Origin of the sequence: Desulfotruncus alcoholivorax DSM 16058, assembly GCF_000430885.1 — a bacterium.
In the GTDB taxonomy this organism is placed as follows: Bacteria; Bacillota; Desulfotomaculia; order Desulfotomaculales; family Desulfallaceae; genus Desulfotruncus; species Desulfotruncus alcoholivorax.
Genome location: NZ_AUMW01000031.1, coordinates 18,850 through 39,581 on the forward strand (window position 1 = coordinate 18,850; position 20,732 = coordinate 39,581).

Here is a 20,732-nt window from a genome sequence, read left to right on the forward strand (position 1 = left end):
TACCAAGGATTGCGGGCTTCTTGGTAAATTTTCTTACTTTGGATAACACCCCTTATAGGAAGATGCTCCCATTTTTATTGTTTTCATATTAACAATATTTATCATATTTGTTTTTGCTAGCTTGTGAAACTAACCGGGTATATATTCTGGTGTTTTTGATGTCTTCATGCCCTAACAGGTCTTGCAGGCAGGCTAAAGACATGCCCTTGGCTCTAAGATGGGCGGCAAAAGTATGCCTTAAGTTATGCGGGGTTACCTTATAGCCCAGATAAAGCTTTTGGGCAGTGCTTTTTACAATTTGCCGTACTTTAGCGGTGGAAACCGGTCGTCCCTTGTGGTCGGCAAATAAATAAGGACTTTCTACCTGGTGACTTGCCAAGTATTCCTGTAGTCTTTGAGCGCACGCGGCGGTAAAAAGAACTACCCGTTCTCTTTTTCCCTTACCCTTTATTAAAACCTGCCAGGTATCCCATTTAATGTCGGCCAGCTGAATTGTTACCAGTTCACTCACCCGTACCCCGGTGGCGTATAATGTTTCAATAATAGCCCGGTCAAAACTACTGGAGGCCGTTTCCATTAGCCCAATTAAATCTTTTTTGGACAAATAAACTGGATTCATAGGTTGCCAGGGTGAGTGTATATTTTTTGCGGGATTCTGGTTCACCAAAGCTTCTTCGGAACAGAAATTATAAAAAACCTTGAGTGCTATTAGTTTTATTCGAATAGAACTGGGCTTTAATCCGGCCTTTCCCAGTTCAGCCAGCCACTCTCTAATATCATTGGCCTCTACTTGATTATATTGCTTGGGATAGTGACAAAAAAACTGGGTTAGGGAAATTTTATAGCCGCTGGCTGTTTCAGGTGCATATTTTAAATGATGCTCATTGAAAAACTGGTTTATCACCTGTTGATTGACTTCTTTTATTGTTATCACCCCATAAATTTTTTATATAAGCTGACGATTTGTTCTGCGGGCAGCCGGGCATATATTCTGGTGGTACTCAGGTTGCTATGACCCAATTCATCAGAGATAAAATCAAGTTCGGCACCTTTGGCTAATAGATTAGTGGCAAAGGTATGTCGCAAACGATGTGGGCCCAGATTACTGCCCAGTTTTGCCTGGCGGCCCAGCTTGGCTGTTAAATAATAAATACTACGACCTTTTAAACGCTTGCCAAAACGGTTTAGAAAAAGTGCTTGCTCGTGGGGTGGATGGGTCTCTAGGTACTTTTGTAGGTAGAGGGCGCATAGAGGTGAAAAGTGTACCTGCCGTTTTTTTTGCCCCTTTCCTGTCACCCAGGCCGTTCTATTTTTTAAATCCACATCCGTTACATTTAAAGTCACCAGCTCACAGCGCCGACAGCCCGAGGAAAGTAAGTATTCAAAGATGGCCCGGTCCCGTATTGATAATTGATCGGCATGCAGATTAATCCGGGCCTGTTCAGGTTTATCCAGGTACTTGGGGACTGCTTTGGGTATTTTGGGCCTCCAGCGACTTTTTATCAAGTTGCGTTCCAGATACCCTTCTTCCACTCAAAAGTTTAACAAATTAGATAAACAAGAGATGTAATTTGATATGGAACTTGCTTTTTTAGTTGACTTATGTTTTAAAAGCCAGTCTAGAACATCGTTAGCATCGAGTTCCAGTATTGATTTGGGACATTCAGTAAAAAATTTTACAAAAAATCTTTTGTTAATATAGATGGTTAGGGCCTTTTCTGGGTTAATTTCAGGCTCATTAAATATTCATTTATAATCTTTTTGGTCGTCGCATCAATTTCGGCATTATCCAGCACCCAGTACTTTTTATACAAGATAATCAGCTCCTTATTGATAATTTTCGTACTGCTTTTTCTTGGCCGTGGCGCTAAGCCGGTTATATATTCTGGTACTATTAATATTGGCATGTCCCAAAAGCTCTTGGATATAGCTTTGAGGCATATCCTTTTCTTTCAGGTGAGCGGCAAAAGTATGTCTTAAAGTATGGGGGGTAATTTTAATCCCCAGGTCAAGATTGTTTGTATAATGCTTGAGGAATAACTCCACCCAAGCCGGACTCAACGGTTTGCCCCTTTGGTTGGTAAAAAGATACGGGCTTTCCACTTTTCTTGTTGCCAGGTAGGCTTTAAGTCTTTCTGCACACGCTGCCGTAAACAGTACAAACCGCTCTTTATCCCCTTTGCCTTTGCGAATCCATATTTGCCTGGTATCCCATTTAATGTCCTCCAAGCGGATATTGAGAAGCTCGCTGATCCGAACTCCGGTGGCATAAAGTGTTTCAATGATGGCCCTCTCCCGGGGGTGCTCTTTGGCTTCCTCCATAAGATGAGCCAGGTCGGCCTTGTTCAAATAAATCGGTGGGGATTCTTTTATCCGGGGCAATTCGATATTAAAGGTTGGGTCTTTGAGAATTAAATCTTCCTCTATACAGTACCGGTAAAATGATTTTACAGCGGCCAGCTTTAACCGGAGCGAACGGGGCATCAGCCCGGTTTCGTCAAGTTGCATTAGCCAGGCCCGAATATCCAGTGCTTTAACTTCGTCATATTCCTTGAAACAAAAGCTAAAAAACTGGCGCAACGCAATTTGGTAACTTTTTACCGTTTTTTCAGTAAACCGTGCTTGATTGTCTTTAAAAAAGTGTTCTATCATTTCGGTTGTTTTCTTCATGGAACTACTCCTTTATTTTTCTGTACCAAGATATGATTTCTTCGGATAGCACTCTGGCGTAGATCCTGGTCGTATTAAGATCGCGGTGCCCCAGTTCGCTACCGATAAACTCCAGTTCAGCACCCCTGGCCAGCAGATTCGTGGCAAAGGTATGCCTTAAACAGTGTGGGCCAAGCTTGCGGGGTAGGCCTGTTTTTTTTCCCAGCTTGCTGGTAACTTTATATATGCCAACCGTGGAAAGCCTTTTCCCATACTGGTTGACAAAAAGGGCGGGCTCGCTTTTAGGATGGTGATTATCCAAATACTCTTTAAGCAGGAGTGCACATTCCTCGGAAAAGTGTACCTCCCGGGTTTGTCCGCCTTTACCCTTAACCCGGGCAGTTCTATTTTCAAGGTCGAGGTCATCGACATTTAAGCTGGCCGCTTCAGCGCGCCGGCAGCCAGAGGATAATAAGAATAAAACCAGTGCGCGGTCTCTTACAGGTAGTTTTTCGGCGCGAAGTTTAACCCGGGCCAGTTCATTCTCATCAAGATACTTAGGTAATGATTTGGGTATGCGTGGTCGCCATCGTTTCTTTATTAATGTACGTTCAATATATCCTTCGGCCAGGCAGAATCTGAAAAAACTAGAAAGGATAGAGAGAATAAAATCCCGGGTTCTCTCTTTTGTGTGACCGTAAAACGTGTTAATCCAGGCCAGAACATCATCAGATGTTAACTCCTGTACCGGCTTTGCACAATCTGTAAGAAATTTCTCCAATACACGCCGGTATCGGTCAATGGTTGTTTCCGATTTGTTGGCCAGCTTCATGAATTGTAAAAATTCGTTGGCTATTACTTTAGTTTGCTGGTCAATATTTTCAAGTTCGATTATCCAGTACTTTTCTTTCATCAATTCAGTCCTTTCCTCTGCGATTCAAAGTTGCTTTGGTTAACTATTATTTCCAATTTAATAATCGAATAATCAATAAATCAAAATTTTTTGCAGGAAACTTCTGTTTATTTGATAAAATATAGTTAAAATTTAGTCGATATATTAAGTAAAACCAAGAAATCAATTATTAAATTAAAAATACCTTAAACACCTCAACATACCAAAAATTGCATGGAAACCCCCATAATAAAGGAGGCCAATAATGAACGTTTTTGAATTAAACCACCGTTTAATTCACGATTATTCATCATATATCCGCAGCTTTATCCAAATTCGTGACAAGCGAATTTATGATTACACGGAGCAGTGCTTAAATGACGGGCTTCTTTGGCCTGAACCACTAATTCAGCTAAACCCTTCATTCGAACCCGGTGAATGGGTGGATGGTTTGGTAGATAACGGAATTTTGCATAAGGAATGCAAAAAAATCTTTCGGAGCAATAAAGATTTGGATGGAATAGGACAACCACTACGGTTGCATAGACACCAGGTTGATGCCATCGAGGCTGCCCGCTCAGGAAAGAACTATGTCCTCACCACCGGCACCGGTTCCGGTAAAAGCTTGGCTTACATCATTCCCATAGTAAACTACATACTTCAACATGGCAGCGGCCGGGGAATCCAGGCCATTGTTATCTATCCAATGAATGCCCTGGCTAACAGCCAGTACGGTGAATTGGAGAAATTTCTTTGTTACGGTTACCCGGAAGGGCAGTATCCCGTTACATTTGAGAAATATACTGGACAGGAGAGTGAAGAGCAGAAGCAGCGGATTATTGAAAACCCGCCCGATATATTGCTGACAAACTATGTCATGCTCGAATTGATTTTAACCAGGGTAAAGGATAAAAACCTGATTAATGCAGCGAAAAACCTTAAGTTTCTTGTATTGGACGAATTGCATACCTACCGTGGCCGTCAGGGTGCCGATGTTGCCATGCTTATTCGCAGGCTTCGGAATTATTGTGGCGGTCAAGATCTCCAGTGTGTCGGTACCTCCGCCACTTTGGCTGGAACTGGCACTTATAATCAACAAAGGACCGAAGTTGGTGCAGTGGCATCACTTCTTTTTGGCTCCCGGGTTGATCCGGAGCAAGTTATTATGGAAACATTAAAGCGAGCTACACCCGATAAGGAGCTTACAGATCCAAGGTTTGTACAAGAACTCAAAGAAAGAATACAAAACCCTGGCACAATGTTCGAGGATGATTACCACCAGTTTATTAATGATCCACTATCCATCTGGATTGAAACTACTTTTGGCATTACCACGGAACCGGAAAGCGGCCGGCTAATTCGTAGCACCCCTCGCTGCATTTCGGGTCCGGAAGGCGCTGCCAAAGAATTAAGTAAGCTAACCGGAACCGGTGAAAATAGCTCTATTCAGGTAATTCAAGATAAGCTGCTTGCCGGGTATAAATGTAAACACCCCGAAACAGGTTTCCCCGTCTTTGCCTTCCGTTTACACCAGTTTATCAGCCGGGGCGACACAGTTTATGCTTCTTTAGAGAATGAACAGGATAGATATATTACCACTGAGGGCCAGCAATTTGTACCCAATGACCGTAACCGGATACTTTTCCCCCTGGCCTTTTGCCGCGAATGCGGACAGGAATATTACAGCGTAAACTTTATTACCGATAAATCAACAGGTCTCAGGATATTTACCCCTAGAGACCCATATGATAACCAAAGCGATGAAGAAGAGAATACATCCGGTTTTCTATTTCGCAACTCTGCAAATCCCTGGCCTGTAGATGATGCAGAAGTTATTAATAAGGTACCTGATGATTGGGTGGAAGAACATAAAGGGGTTAGACGAATTCGCAGCAATCGCGTGAAAGATCTGCCCGGGGTAACTTACATAAAACCAGATGGACGGGAGGATAAGGATGGGGAACAATTCTTTTTTATCCCGGTTCCTTTCCGGTTTTGTTTGCACTGCGGCGTGTCCTATGGAACACGGCAGTCTAATGACTTTGCCAAGTTGTCCACACTGGGCTCGGAAGGTCGTAGTACTGCTACAACCATATTAACATTGTCAGCGGTCCGGCACCTTCAACAAGAAGAAACTCTCGAACAAAAAGCCAGAAAACTTTTAAGTTTTACCGATAACCGCCAGGATGCGTCGTTGCAAGCCGGGCATTTTAACGATTTTATTGAAATCGGGCTATTAAGATCCGCTCTGTACCGTGCAGTTTATGAGGCAGGTCCGGATGGACTTCGGCACGATGAATTAACTCAAAAAGTATTTAATACCCTTGACTTGCCTTTGGAACTATACGCAGTTGATCCCAATGTTCGCTTCCAGGCCCTGGCCGATACCCAGCGGGCTTTACGCAATGTCTTGGGATACCGGCTTTACCTGGATCTAAAACGGGGCTGGCGTATTACTTCGCCTAATTTGGAACAGTGTGGCCTCTTGGAAATTAAATATGCCTCTCTCGATGAAGTTTGCGAGGCCGAAGACCTATGGCAGGAATGCCACCCGGCCTTGGTAACGGCCGACCCGGAAACCAGAAAGAAAGTAGCCAAAGTTTTGTTGGATTATATGCGGCGGGAACTGGCCATCAAAGTGGATTATTTAAACCGGGAATTTCAGGAACGGATTCAACAGCAAAGCAACCAGCATTTAAAACTTCCCTGGGCCATTGATGAAAATGAAAAAATGCAGTTTGCCACTATACTTTACCCCAGGTCTCGTTCAAGGTTCAAAAAAGACTTCAGGGGTAATATTTACCTGTCGGAGCGCAGCGGTTTCGGACAATACCTGCGCCGGCGCACCACTTTCCCCCAATATAAAGAAAAGATTGGCTGGGATCATACCAAGGAGATCATCAAGCAAATACTAAATGCTTTACGCATTGGCGGTCTTGTGGAAGTGGTGGATGAGCCCCGGGATGATGTGCCCGGTTACCAGTTAACTGCATCATCGTTGATTTGGGTTTGCGGGGATGGGAGCAGAGCTTTTCACGATCCCATCCGCGTACCCAACATACCGGAAGAAGGCAGCCGTACCAATCCATTTTTCGTTGAATTTTACAAAACAATGGCCTTTGAAACCAGAGGTATTGAGGCCCGCGAGCATACGGCCCAGGTTCCGTATGAGCTGAGGATTGAGCGTGAACAGAAATTCCGTGAAGGCACTCTTCCTATCTTATACTGTTCACCGACAATGGAACTGGGTGTGGATATTTCTCAACTTAACGTGGTCAATATGCGCAACATACCACCCACGCCTGCCAATTACGCCCAGCGCAGCGGGCGGGCCGGCCGTAGCGGCCAGCCGGCACTGGTGTTCAGTTACTGCTCCACCGGCAGTTCTCATGACCAGTATTTCTTCAAGCGCCCGCAGCTTATGGTGGCCGGTACGGTTTCGCCGCCCCGCCTGGATATCGCCAACGAGGACCTTATTCAATCCCACGTCCAGGCTATATGGTTAAAAGAAGCTGATTTGGATCTTGGCACTTCCTTGAAAGATATACTTGATTTGGATGGTGCCCAGCCAACTTTGGAGTTGCTGCCATCGATCAAAGATAGATTAAATGCTCAAACCCCAAGACAAAAGGCGCTGGTTAGAGCGCATGAAATACTGGCCGGTATTAAAGATGATTTAATCACTGCCGGCTGGTATAGTGACAACTGGATTAATGACGTATTAAACCGCATTCCAAGGACTTTCGAGAGTGCTTGCGACCGCTGGCGCGACCTTTACCGGGCCGCATTGGGTCAGAGGGAAGTTCAGAATAGAATAATTGGTGACGCATCTCGCAGCGCAGAAGATAAAAGAATGGCCAAGCGGCTGCGCCAGGAAGCCGAATCTCAACTGGAACTGTTGCTGCAATCTGACAATATCATGCAGTCCGATTTTTACAGCTATCGCTATTTTGCCAGCGAGGGCTTCCTGCCGGGCTACAATTTTCCGCGCCTGCCCCTTTCCGCTTACATTCCGGGGCGCCGCCGGGTGAACAATCGCGATGAATTTTTGTCCCGGGCCCGTTTTCTTGCCATTGCCGAATTTGGCCCTCAAAACTTTATTTATCATGAAGGGTCACGTTATCAAATCAATAAAGTTATTTTACCCGTCAGCCCGACTGCAGAGGGGGAGCTGCCAACCACCGAGGCAAAACTATGCCCCGCCTGCGGCTACCTGCACCCCTTAACCGGCGGTGCCGGCCCGGACCTCTGCCAGCGCTGCAATAATTCACTGGATGCGTCGTTGGAAAAATTATTCCGTCTTCAAAACGTGTCAACCAAAAGGCGGGAACGGATTAATTCAGATGAAGAGGAGCGCTTGCGCCGGGGTTATGAAATCAGAACCGTGGTGCGTTTTGAAGAACGGGACGGCCAGGCGACGTACCGTACCGCTTCGGTAGAAGAAAACGGCCAAAAGCTCGCTGAACTATCTTATTGCCATACAGCCACTCTTTGGAGAATAAATCTCGGCTGGCGCCGGCGCAGGAACAAAGATCAATACGGTTTTGTTTTGGACATCGAGCGCGGTTACTGGGCCAAAAATGAAATGGACTTGTCTGATGACGATAATCAAGATAGCCTTAGTAATCACACTACCCGTGTAATTCCATATGTCGAGGACAGAAAAAACTGCCTCATTTTACAACCCGTGGAACGTTTAGAGCACAATGTAATGGCGTCATTGCAGGCTGCGCTTAAGAATGCCATTCAAATACATTATCAACTTGAAGATAACGAACTGGCCGCCGAGCCCCTGCCAAACGAGGATAAACGCAACTATATTCTATTCTACGAGGCCGCCGAAGGTGGGGCCGGAGTGCTGCGCCGCCTGGTGGATGAACCGCGTGATCTTGCCGCGGTGGCTCGACAGGCGCTACAGCTTTGCCATTTCGACCCGGACACCGGAAACGACATGAGGCGGGCGCCGGGTGCCAGAGAAGATTGCGAGGCCGCCTGTTATAACTGTTTGATGAGTTATGGCAATCAGAGAGATCATAGCCTGTTGGATCGCCAATTAGTCAAGGAATATCTTTTAAGATTGGCCAACGCTCAGGTTGCGGGAGCACCTGTGGCGTTGCCAAGGTCGGCTCACTTGGAGAATTTAATGAGACAAGCCGGTTCGAATTTGGAACGAGAATGGCTACAGTTCTTAGAAGATAATGATTGCCGGTTGCCATCCAGATCCCAGGTTCTTATACCTCAATGTAATACCAGACCGGACTTTATTTATGACGATAAACAAGCTGTTATATATATCGACGGACCACCGCACGACTACCCGGAGCGCCGCCGGCGGGACCGGGATCAAACCGAGTGCCTGGAAGATATGGGTTACCTCGTTATTCGATTTAATCACCAGGAAAACTGGCCTGAGCTTATTGCCAGATACCCGTCTATTTTCGGGAGAATTAAGAATAATTAAGAGTATTTCAGGAGGAGAATATGAAATTCGCTGTGGGATCACTGGTTAAAGCGCGGGGCCGGGAATGGGTTGTTCTGCCTGAATCGAAAGATGACCTTGTCGTTTTGCGTCCCCTGGGAGGAACTGAAGACGAGGTCACCGGCATTTGCTTGTCCCTTGAAAAAGTTGAGCAGGCTCAGTTTGACCTGCCGAACCCGGCGCAAGTGGGGGACTACCGGTCCTGCCGCCTGCTCCGGGATGCCGTGCGGCTGGGGTTCCGCTCCAGCGCCGGGCCGTTCCGCTCCTTTGCCCGCATTGCCGTGGAGCCTCGCCCCTACCAGCTGGTGCCCCTGCTCATGGCCTTAAAGTTGGATCCTGTTCGCATTTTAATTGCTGACGACGTTGGTATCGGTAAAACGGTGGAAGCCTGCCTGATTGCCCGGGAACTTTTAGACCGGGGGGAAGTGCAGCGGCTGGCTGTTCTATGCCCCCCGCATCTGGCCGAACAGTGGCAGGCGGAACTGCGAGAAAAATTCCATATTGAAGCTGAACTGGTATTGTCCAGTACCGCTTTGCGCCTTGAGAAGAACTGTGGTTTTGGACAGTCTCTTTTTGATGTTTATCCTTATGTAGTGGTTTCAACTGATTTTATCAAATCCGACCGCCGTCGCGATGAGTTTTTGCGCACTTGCCCGGAACTGGTTATCGTTGACGAAGCCCACACCTTTGCTTATGCCGATCATGGCCGCGGCTCAAGACACCAGCGGCACCAGCTGTTGAAAGGTTTATCCGAATCCCCGGACCGCCACCTGATCTTGGTTACGGCCACGCCGCATAGCGGTAAAGAAGATGCATTCAGATCACTTTTGAGCTTCCTGAACAAAGATTTTATCAACCTGCCGGATAGCTTGCTGGGCAAGGAAAACGAGCAATGCCGGCGCCGGCTGGCCGCGCATTTTGTGCAGCGCCGGCGGGCGGACATCCGGCACTACATGCAAACCGAAACACCTTTCCCCGAACGCCAGGAAGCCGAAGAAACTTACCATTTATCCGATGACTATAAAAAACTGTTTGAACGTGTTTTGCGTTACGCGCGGGAAACTGTTAAAGATCTGGATAACCGAAGCCACCGCCAGCGGGTACGCTGGTGGTCGGCCCTGGCCCTGTTGCGCTCCCTGGCCAGCAGCCCGGCTGCCGCTGCTGCAACTTTAAGGAACCGGGCTGCCGCCGCTGAATCCGAAACCGTGGAAGAGGCCGACGAGATCGGACGCCGCACCGTGCTCGACATGGATCTTGATGAGGCAGCCGACGGTACAGACATTATTCCCGGTAGCGATCCCGGTGAAGAAACCGAAGAAGATAAAAGAATCCGTCGCCAGTTGCTGGAAATGGCCAGGGCGGCGGAAAAGTTATACGGAAAAAAAGATAACAAACTGAACAAAGCGGTCAAGTTAATTCGTGAACTGTTGGATGACGGGTACCGCCCCATTGTGTTTTGCCGGTTCATACCCACCGCCGAATATGTGGCTGACCAGCTTCGCAAGCAGCTGCCACAGGATGTGGACGTGGCGGTGGTCACAGGAAACGTGCCGCATGGCGAGCGCGAGGAGCGCATTCTCAAGTTGGCTGAATCACCCAGGCGAGTACTTGTGGCAACGGACTGCCTGAGCGAGGGCATCAACCTGCAGAACTATTTTGATGCTGTTTTTCATTATGACCTCAGTTGGAACCCTACCAGGCACGAGCAGCGCGAGGGTCGGGTTGACCGCTATGGCCAGCCGAAAAAGAAAGTGCGCGTTCTGACGTACTATGGCATCAATAACCAGATTGACGGTATAGTGCTTGATGTACTGATCAGGAAACATAAAAAAATCCGTAATTCTTTGGGAATTTCCGTCCCCGTACCCGTAGACGCCGACTCGGTGGCGGAAGCCATTTTTGAAGGGCTGCTGCTCAAGGAACAGAAAATAACCGAATACGTCCAGCTAACCCTTGACTTTGGCGATTATTTAACGCCCACCAAAGAAGAACTTTTTTCCAAGTGGGATGAAGTTTCTGTTCGTGAAAAACGTTCCCGCACCATGTTCGCCCAGGAATCCATCAAGGTTGACGAGGTGGCCCGGGAATTAAAGGCTATGCGGGATGCCATTGGCTCCGGTGTGGATGTGGAATGGTTTGTTAAAGAAGCTTTTCGGTCTTGTGGCGCTGTTGTCCAAGGCAGCGATACGGTTTGCTTTGATCTAAGTGAGACACCTGCTTCATTAAGGGATCTGATGGGCCATGTAAACAAAATAACAGCTCGATTCCAGCCGCCGGTAGAAGACAATGTCTTATATTTGAGCCGCACCCACCCGGTGGTGGAAAACTTGGCCTCCTACATAATGAATACGGCGCTGGATCCCCTCGTTAAGGCCCCGGCACGGCGTTGCGGTGTTATCCGTACCAACCGGGTAGACCGCCGCACTACAGTGCTCTTGGCACGGTTCCGTTATCATATAATAACCAAACGGGGCGGAAGGGAGATACCCTTGCTGGCCGAAGATTGCCGGTTGCTTGCATTTTCCGGTTCTCCACGGAAAGCCCGATGGCTTGATGCTAATGTTGCGGAAGCATTATTGCAAGCACAACCGGATGCCAATGTCGATCCTGATCAGGCCAGTGAATTTTTGAGCCGGGTAATTGAGGACATTGATGTATTGAGGCCCCACCTGGATGAGGTAGCCCGGCAAAAAGGCCGGGAATTGCTGGAAGCCCACCGGCGGGTACGCACGGCTTCCCGCCAGAAGGGTGTAACTTATAGCATCGTGCCGCAGTTGCCGCCTGATTTGCTGGGTATTTATATTTACCTGCCGAAGATTTGAGGAGGTAACTATGCAAACGCAACAAAAAGATGTTTTTACAACAATCCGCACTGAGGGAGCCATCCTGCCTCCGGATTTGCTGCAGCGCATAGTCAAAGGTGACCGTGAATTGGACGGTCTTGCTCCCGAAGATTACCATCTGGCCAAAGGAGAAAGGCTCAACGAGGCAATCAACCGCTCATGGAACCGCCTGCAAGGTGTCTGGGCCGCCTTTAAAGCAGCCCTGGAAAAGCTGCCCCCGGATGACCCCGCCACCACTGTAACTCGTGAACGCTGGCTGCTGGTGTTGTTCCAGGAACTGGGCTACGGCCGCCTGCTGACCGCCAAAGCAATTGAAATAGAAGGCAAGAGTTACCCCATATCCCATTGCTGGCAGCATACGCCAATACACCTGGTGGGCTGCCGTGTCGACCTGGACCGGCGCACTGCCGGTATCGCCGGGGCGGCCCGCACCAGCCCGCACAGCCTGGTGCAGGAATTTTTAAACCGCTCCGACGATCACCTCTGGGCTTTTCTGTCCAACGGCTATACCTTGCGCATCCTGCGCGACAATGCCAGCCTTACCCGGCAAGCTTACGTGGAATTTGACCTGGCCGGCATGATGGAAGGGGAAGTATACGCCGACTTTATTCTGCTGTGGATGTTGTGCCACCAGTCCCGGGTGGAAGCGGCCCGCCCGGAACAGTGCTGGCTGGAGAAATGGTTCCGGGCCGCCGGGGAGCAGGGCACGCGGGTGCTGGATCAACTCCGTAACGGTGTTGAAGAATCCATCACGGCTTTTGGCCGTGGCTTTTTAACCCATCCCGCCAACTTGGAGCTGCGTGAAAAACTCCGGTCGGGAAAATTAAAAACACAGGATTACTACCGCCAGCTCTTGCGCATAGTTTACCGCCTGTTGTTCCTGTTTGTGGCCGAGGACAGGGGTTTGTTACTGGACCCCAAAGCACCATCGACCTCCCGTGACCGGTATAATCTTTATTATTCTACCCGCAGGCTGCGCCGGTTGGCCCAGCGTCGCCGCGGCACCGAACATGCCGACCTGTTCAAAGGACTGCGGTTGGTAATGGAGAAACTGGGGAGCGATGAAGGATGTCCCGAGCTGGGCTTGCCAGCCCTGGGCAGTTTCCTGTGGTCCGCCCAGGCGCTGCCCGACCTTGCCGGGTGCGAAATAACCAACCGCGACCTGCTGGATGCCGTCCGGGCCCTGGCATTTACCACTGATGGTTACGCCCGCCGGCCGGTGGATTTCAAAAACCTGGATTCCGACGAACTGGGCAGCGTTTACGAATCCCTGCTGGAACTGCACCCGGTCCTCGACACGGACGCCGGTACATTTACACTCACAACTGCGGGCGGCAGCGAGCGCAAGACCACCGGCAGTTACTATACACCCACCAGCTTGATTAACTGCCTTTTGGATTCGGCCCTTGACCCGGTGTTGGACGAAGCCGTGAAGAAACCAAACCCGGAACAGGCCATTCTCAACCTTAAAATATGCGACCCGGCCTGCGGCAGCGGCCATTTTCTCATTGCCGCCGCCCACCGCGTGGCCAAGCGCCTGGCAGCAGTGCGTACCGGCGACGACGAGCCGGCGCCGGAAGCCCGGCGCACCGCTTTGCGGGATGTCATTGGCCGGTGTATATACGGCGTGGATGTCAACGAAATGGCGGTGGAACTCTGCAAAGTGAGCCTGTGGATGGAAGCACTGGAGCCGGGTAAGCCGCTTAGCTTCCTGGACCACCGTATCAAGTGCGGCAACAGTTTGCTTGGAGCCACCCCGGCCCTTTTGAAAAACGGTATTCCAGACGATGCCTTTAAACCAATCGAGGGCGATGATAAAGCTTTTTGCAGGGATTACAAAAGAATTAACAAGGAGGAAAGGAAAAACAGGCAGGACCGCCTGTTCGACGACGCCGGGGAGGTTTGGCCGCAGCTTGGTGAATTGACCACTTGTTTGACCGGGATAGACGCCATTGCCGACGGTTCTATTGATGGTATCCGCTGTAAGCAGGAGCGCTACCGGGAGTGCATAAATAGTGACAGTTATCGCCACACCCGCCTTTTAGCCGACGCCTGGTGTGCCGCCTTTGTGTGGAAGAAAGTAAAAACCAAGGAACTGCCCTATCCCATAACCGAGGACGTATTTCGCAAAATCGAAAAGTACCCCGGTGGTACTCCGGACTGGTTACGCCAGGAGATTCAGCGGCTGGCTGAACAATACCAGTTCTTTCACTGGCATCTGGAATTCCCGGATGTATTCCGGGTGCCCGACGATGGGGAAAAACCGGAAAACGAGCAGGCGGGCTGGTCGGGCGGGTTTGATGTGGTGCTGGGGAACCCGCCGTGGGAAAAAATGCAAACCGAAGAACTCCAGTTCTTTGCTTTAAGGGATCCTGAAATAGCTCGTTTGAAAGGTGTTAAGAGGAAATCTGCCATTTCAGCCTTAAAAGAAACAGATACGATATTGGCAGAAGCATGGCAGAAGCAACGACGAACTGATTCTGCTACCATTGCATTTATTAGAAACTCAGGCATTTTTCCATTAACAGGTATCGGGAAATTCAATACATTTGCGTTGTTTGCTGAATTAAATAGTCGTATTGTATCACTTAAAGGCTACGTGGGTTGCGTTGTTCCCTCCGGAATTGCAACTGATGATACTACTAAGCACTTCTTTAAACACTTAATGTATTCAAAAACACTTGTTAGCCTATATGACTTTGAAAATAAGGCTCCAATTTTTCCTGGAGTGCATCGAAGTTACAAGTTTTGTCTATTAACCCTTACCGGCTTTGCTAACTCAGCTAAAAGCGGTGCTGAGTTCATCTTTTTCGCTCAAAAAATTGACCAAATTTACGAGAAAGAAAGAAGTTTTAAATTAACTGCTAGTGATTTGGAGTTAGTGAACCCAAACACACTTACCTGTCCAATATTTCGCTTCCAAAAAGACGCTGAAATTACCAAATTAATTTATCGCCAGATTCCGATATTTATGAACGAGAATTTTTCATCTTTAAATTATTACTCACCAAAAATATGGAGATTAATTAATACAACTGACGACAGCTCGAGATTCATTACTAAAAAAGAAGAAACAAATTGCAAAACTCTTATACCTGTGATTGAGGCTAAGACAATTCACCAATTTGATCATCGCTTTGCAACATTTATAACAAACAGTAAAGGGTCTGTTGAAATTAGCGAAATCACAGGGGCGCAAAAAGTGGACTCAAAATTTGAGGTTAGTGCACGTTACTATATTACTGAACAATATTTCTGTGAACGGATGCCCAAAGAATTAGGTCAGAAACAATGGTTCCTAACAGTTCGTAACATTACTAACGTAACTAATGAGCGTACCATTATAAGTACAATAATTCCAAGAGCGGCTGGTTGTGAAGTAACTCCATATATCGAAATTAAGGGTGATGCACAATTATCGGCATTTCTGCTCGGTGTTTTTAATAGTTTTGCGCTTGATTTTGTAGCTCGGCAGAAAGTTGGGGGAATGCACTTAAGTTATTTCATTATCTACCAGCTTCCCGTAATCCCTCCTAACATGATTAATAGACTACCGTTAAAATTAAACTTTTATGTGGATAGGGTTCTTGAGCTTGTCTTTACATCTTGGTCTATAAAAGGCTTTGCCAAAGATTGTGACTACTACGGTCCACCCTTCCGTTGGGACGAAGAGCGCCGCTTCTTGATCCGCTGTGAGCTGGATGCCGCCTACTTCCACCTTTACGGCATAGAACGCGACGATGTGGACTATATTATGGAAACCTTCCCCATCGTGAAACGCAAGGATGAGGCTAAGTACGGCACATACCGCACCAAAGAAGTAATTCTGGACATCTACGACCAAATGAAAAAGGCGATGTATACCGGTAAACCCTACCAAACTGTGCTGGACCCGCCACCTGGACCGCCTGCCGAGTGGCCGCCGAAACCCGGCCACCCCTGGCCGAGTCATATTCACCCGCCGCGGGATGAAAAGTAGGAGAGTGGTTTTATGGAAAAGTTAACTCTTCACGAAGCGATGGTTCGTGTATTATTGGAACAGCCGAATTATAGGGCATCCACCCGGGTAATTAGCGACGAGATTTATAGGAAAAATCTATATCGTAAGAAGGACGGCAATAAAGCAGAGGAATACCAAATTTTTCTCCGGGCGAAGAATTACCCGCACTTATTCGAACTTATTGACCGATATACTGTTAAATTGATCAAAGATTAAATTATTACCGCAAGGAGGAACCCATGAAAAACCAAAAGGAAACTATTAGGAAAATGGTGGGTTACTTGAATAACCCTGAAAAAGACGGCGGTTTCTGGCTGCCCAACATTCAGCGGCCCTTTGTGTGGAACGAGGGGCAAATAGAACGATTATTTGACTCAATAATGCGGGAATACCCCATCAGCACTTTGCTGGTTTGGAAAACCAAAAGCAACATTCGCCGGCGCAAATTTATTGACAATTATAAACACGGGTTAAGGTTGACCGATTTTTATGTCCCCGCAGACAACAAAACAAAAATGCTCGTACTGGACGGCCAGCAGCGCCTCCAGAGCCTCTTTATCGGTCTGAAAGGCAGTTATGAAAAGAAGGAATTATATTTCGATATTTTAAGCGGAGAACTGGTTGCCCCGGAGGATATCAGATTCCGGTTCAAATTCATTGAGAGCGAAAAAGCAAAACTGCCCTGGGTGAAATTTAAGGACCTGGTATTCAGTAGAGATGAGTATGACGAGATAAGTGAAAATGTTATCGCCAGTTTTGACAGGGAATTAACTATTGACGAAAAGAAAACCATAAGAAAGAATGTGGCAAGGATTGTCAGGGTTTTTCAGACGGAAGAAAATATTGTCTACCAGGAGCTGGACAGCGTTGATAAACCCAACCTATACACTGAGGATGATGTAGTAGAAATCTTTATCCGGGCAAACTCAGGCGGCACCGTGCTGGGCAAGTCGGACCTGCTATTTTCCCTTTTAACGGTTAGCTGGGAAGACGCCGACGAAAAGATGCAGGAACTTTTAGATGAGTTAAACAGAACCGGTTATGGGTTCAACCGTGATTTTATCCTTAAAACCTGTTTAACACTGCTGGGCAAGGGAGCCGCCTATAATGTAACCAAATTCAGAGATGAAGCAACCAGAGAGAGCATTGTCGCCAATTGGGATCGTATAGCCAGCGCCATAAAGGATATAAAGGATTATTTGTATGGAAAAACATATATAAGGTCGGACAAGGCATTACCATCTTACCTGGTGCTAATACCTGTAATTTATTTCCGGTACCATTATGAAGATAAGTGGCGTCATGCAAAAGGTATAGATGATTATATTTTAAGGACTTTGGTTTCCGGTGCCTTTAGCGGCAACCCCGACAACCTGATCGATAAGTGCACCAGGGAAATTGACTCCAAGCAAGATTTTATGGTCAATGATATCTTTGGAGCTATCAGGGCTGACGGCCGCAGCCTGGAAATTGCCAGGGAGACAATTTTTGATCAATATTACGGGTCCAAGAATATTCACTTGATTTTCAATATCTGGTACAAGGACTTTAATTATCACCCATCATTTCAAAACAACAGCCCGCAGGTTGACCATATTTTCCCGCAAAGCCTGCTGAAATCTGTAAAAATCAAGAACCCCAACACCGGAAGAAGAGATGTTCTTAAGTACAAATGGTGGGATAGGGATCAAATTGCCAATCTTATGTTGCTAACCCAACAAGAAAACGGGGCAGGCGGTAAGAGCGACACTTCTCCGGAGGAATGGTTCAAAGATAAACCTGAGGACTATCTGGACTTGCATCTAATTCCAAAAGATAAGGATTTGTGGAGATTGGAGAATTACGAAAGTTTTATTGAAGAAAGAAAGAAATTAATTGAAAAGAAGTTTAGTTATTTAATAATAAGGGAAAATTAATGTTCTTGTACGGGGATAGTGTGGCAACCATGCACCTTAGCGTTAGCGGTCTTGGCCCAGCTAGGCCTGGAAATCATTGTTCCAGAGGTCCGGCTCCATGAACTTGCAGACTATCCATTGTTGTTATACTTTTGATAGGATGATTTATCAATATTTATAAAAATGTGATCCTGTTGTTGGGATGTGTGCCATTTAGATTAATTAGTTATGATGTTTTTAAGGCTGAGGTCGTCTTATAGGTAATTAAAAAATTTACAGATTTAAAAAGTAATTGAGGTAAATTGATAATGAAATATTTAGGTTTAGGATTTGAGGGTAAATTAAAAGAATTAACTGATAAGCTTCAGCGAATGTTACAAAATGGTGATATAACGAAAGAAGAATACGATGAACTACTATGTTTTGATAATTTAGAGGACAAAGAAATGAGTCCCATAGATGCTTTTAAAATGGCATATGAAAAAAGGCGTTCCATAAAATGCAGCAAGCTACTTCTAGAAATCTTTAACCAGCACCAGGATAATTTTAGAAAAGCAGTTTTGTTTAGTGATTGTATTCCTGATCCACTAAGCATGAAATATAATAGGCAAAAACATGAATTTTGTTTGCAGGTATTGAAGCGAACTTTCAAACTTGCAAAACTAAATGGTTACTCAGAAGTTTTATTGGCGGAGTTGGCGCAAATATATTTTATGTTAGAGATTTTAAACCATAATAGTATAAATAACACTAAAATGCTAGAGAATAATCAGTTCAGTGACTTTAGTTTATCGGAACAACTCAGAATGATATGTTTATTCATACAAGATCAGCAAAGATTGTTAGGTAAACTTGAGCAACAGAAATTGAAGAAAAAAGATTTTATAACCGGTATGGAAGCTGCAGTCGCAGATAGAAAAACCGACAATAATCCAAATGTAAGAATATCTGCTGTAGATAATTTTGAAGGGCTTTTAGAGTATTATGATACATTAATACGGTACCTTTATTACAAAAAGAATGAAGAGCTTAATATGGATTCACCAATTGAACATGGAGACATAACACATCTACATATTCCGTCCTTTGAACTAATTACATACATTGCTGCGCAAAGAGTGATTTATACTGTACTATGGGAAAAATTTAAATATTCCCAGTGGCAGTTAGAAATAGTACATAACGGGGACGAAAAAATTTATGTACTGAAACCCAAAAACAAAGAAGAATATCGTCAACACCTTATTGCGGGCATGAGAAGAAATTATGTTATAATGTCATGTTTGTATAAGTATCGAGATGATTCCATTGTTAAGAAGTCCTATCAGGCTCTTTCCGATCTATCTGGCAGTATTTCTTTGGATAATATAAATAGTTTATATGAATTAAACAGGGATAAGTTTTTAACTGCCACGAATAATTGCAAAATAATTCTAAAATCCTATATACAATATACTTATGAATTTTATCTCAGAAATTCCGTAAAAAATATTACGACAGAAGATATATTAAAATGTTATGAATTTCTTTGTACCTTGGCAGACTGTTATGAAATGGCTTTAAATAAAAATTTTGATCAGGAAAATATGGCTCATTATAAATATTTTACTCCCATAGTTTCAATTGTTGAACTGTCAAAAATGTTTTCAGGTCTATATGATATAGAAAAAGATTATGCACAAAAAATAATTACACTTTTTGTATTTGATCAGAAAGTTAAAGGTGAAAGTGACATTTTTTGTAAGCCTCTGATTTATATAGCTAAAGATAGTATCCTGTTTTGCCCTACTCTTATTAAACAAATGAATTTAGGTAGAATAATCGAAATGTTATTCTTGGAAAATAAAGTTAACATTGCTCTGATAGGAAAAGAATTTGAAAATAGACTCAAGTCCCTTCTAACAAAGGTTCCCTCAATAAAAGTAAATACAAATAAAGTTGAATTTCTTGCATATGATGGGCGAAATGTCGAATTTGATTTTATAGGAACATTTGGTGAATATCTGTTGCTATTTGAGTTTAAGGCTTTGATAACTCCTTATAGTGATAAAAGATTATATATAAATAAAGAGGTTATTTGTGAAGGAGTCGAACAGATAATTAGAAGAAGTGCAATTATTCAGCAGAATTTGGATAAGGTTCGATCAATGTGTAATATATCCTTGCCCGAAAAACCGTTTGAAGACAGTAAAGTGATTAAGCTTGTAGTAACCAACAATTTCGATTTCAATACGCTAATATATAAGGGGGTTAGAATAGTTGACGATTCGACACTTTTGAAATTTTTTACAAATCCAATAGTTAAAGTTATAAATGATAGAACGGTTGTATCTATCCATAGATTATGGAAGGAAGAGGAGCCGACTGTTCAAGAGTTTTTGGAGTATTTGGAAAACCCTGTTACAACTGCTCCTTATACAGACTGTTTTAAATCTCAGCTAAAGCCATTTGATAGATTTGAAAATGATTATCCGGTTGCTATTATTGATGAGGTTTTAATTAAAGATCCTTATAGAATGGTAATTGAGGAAGTCTTAAGTCAAAATCAAGCTAGCAAAAAAGTTGGACGCAATGATCCCTGTCCGTGCGGAAGTGGACTGAAATATAAGAAGTGCTGCGGACATTAGATTAACAATGTTGCTCTCTTGATTTAAAACGGGGCTGATTATTAATTCTCATTATCCTTAAACAGTTTATCAGGATGTGATCTAATTAGGGTTTGCTGAACCAATCCTAATTTCAATTAAAACACTATAATGACGGTCGAACTAAAGCTAGATAATACCGAAATAGGTGCCGCAGAAAATAGAACAAAAGAACACGGAGTCTATGCTCCAAGTTCATCACCAGGAACTGTAGACAAATCACGCTTTCGGCGGTCTCTTTCAGGCGTGCCATAATACGAGCCAAACTGTAGCGCCGCTTCCCTTCGCCGAATTTACCTTCTACAGCATTACGTTCGCTGGCATCTTGC

At 45.3% G+C, this 20,732-nt stretch carries 11 protein-coding genes; 6 read left to right on the forward strand and 5 right to left on the reverse strand.

All coding sequences use genetic code 11. The features are described from left to right. Nucleotides 1-88: 88 nt before the first annotated feature. From H569_RS0114335 to H569_RS0114350, 4 genes are all read right to left on the reverse strand, one after another. A complete protein-coding gene (locus H569_RS0114335) occupies nt 89-904 on the reverse strand; it encodes a tyrosine-type recombinase/integrase (protein WP_207637570.1) in 816 nt (271 codons plus the stop codon). A 26-nt stretch (nt 905-930) separates the two neighbouring features. After that, nucleotides 931-1,506: a tyrosine-type recombinase/integrase gene (locus H569_RS21445; protein WP_051273672.1), complete on the reverse strand. Its 576-nt coding sequence runs from the start codon at nt 1,504-1,506 to the stop codon at nt 931-933. 321 nt (nt 1,507-1,827) lie between these two features. Continuing rightward, nucleotides 1,828-2,670: a site-specific tyrosine recombinase/integron integrase gene (xerA, locus tag H569_RS0114345; RefSeq protein ID WP_027365556.1), complete on the reverse strand. Its 843-nt coding sequence runs from the start codon at nt 2,668-2,670 to the stop codon at nt 1,828-1,830. A gap of 4 nt (nt 2,671-2,674) precedes the next feature. Beyond that, entirely contained in the window at nt 2,675-3,562 is an 888-nt protein-coding gene (locus H569_RS0114350; RefSeq protein WP_027365557.1) for a tyrosine-type recombinase/integrase, read from the reverse strand. A 244-nt stretch (nt 3,563-3,806) separates the two neighbouring features. Here H569_RS0114350 and H569_RS0114355 point away from each other — a divergent pair, with 244 nt between their 5' ends. From H569_RS0114355 to H569_RS23480, 6 genes are all read left to right on the forward strand, one after another. Beyond that, a complete protein-coding gene (locus tag H569_RS0114355; protein ID WP_027365558.1) occupies nt 3,807-9,002 on the forward strand; it encodes a DEAD/DEAH box helicase in 5,196 nt (1,731 codons plus the stop codon). 20 nt (nt 9,003-9,022) lie between these two features. After that, the gene (locus H569_RS0114360; RefSeq protein ID WP_027365559.1) at nt 9,023-11,842 is read left to right on the forward strand and encodes a helicase-related protein; all 2,820 of its coding nucleotides are present in this window, start codon (nt 9,023-9,025) and stop codon (nt 11,840-11,842) included. A gap of 10 nt (nt 11,843-11,852) precedes the next feature. Continuing rightward, a complete protein-coding gene (locus H569_RS20500) occupies nt 11,853-15,842 on the forward strand; it encodes an Eco57I restriction-modification methylase domain-containing protein (RefSeq protein ID WP_051273673.1) in 3,990 nt (1,329 codons plus the stop codon). A 12-nt stretch (nt 15,843-15,854) separates the two neighbouring features. Continuing rightward, nucleotides 15,855-16,079 carry a hypothetical protein gene (locus H569_RS20505; RefSeq protein ID WP_051273674.1) on the forward strand — a complete coding sequence of 75 codons (225 nt, stop codon included), beginning with the start codon at nt 15,855-15,857 and terminating at the stop codon, nt 16,077-16,079. Nucleotides 16,080-16,102: 23 nt separating this feature from the next. After that, entirely contained in the window at nt 16,103-17,779 is a 1,677-nt protein-coding gene (locus H569_RS0114375; RefSeq protein WP_027365560.1) for a GmrSD restriction endonuclease domain-containing protein, read from the forward strand. Between the two features lie 287 nt (nt 17,780-18,066). Next, on the forward strand, nt 18,067-20,385 hold the full coding sequence (locus tag H569_RS23480; protein WP_027365561.1) for a YecA family protein: 2,319 nt from the start codon (nt 18,067-18,069) through the stop codon (nt 20,383-20,385). A 124-nt stretch (nt 20,386-20,509) separates the two neighbouring features. Here the strand turns inward: H569_RS23480 and H569_RS21940 are convergent. Next, nucleotides 20,510-20,732, reverse strand: a 223-nt coding sequence (locus tag H569_RS21940; RefSeq protein ID WP_027365562.1) for a transposase, incomplete at its 5' end; no start/stop codon positions are given.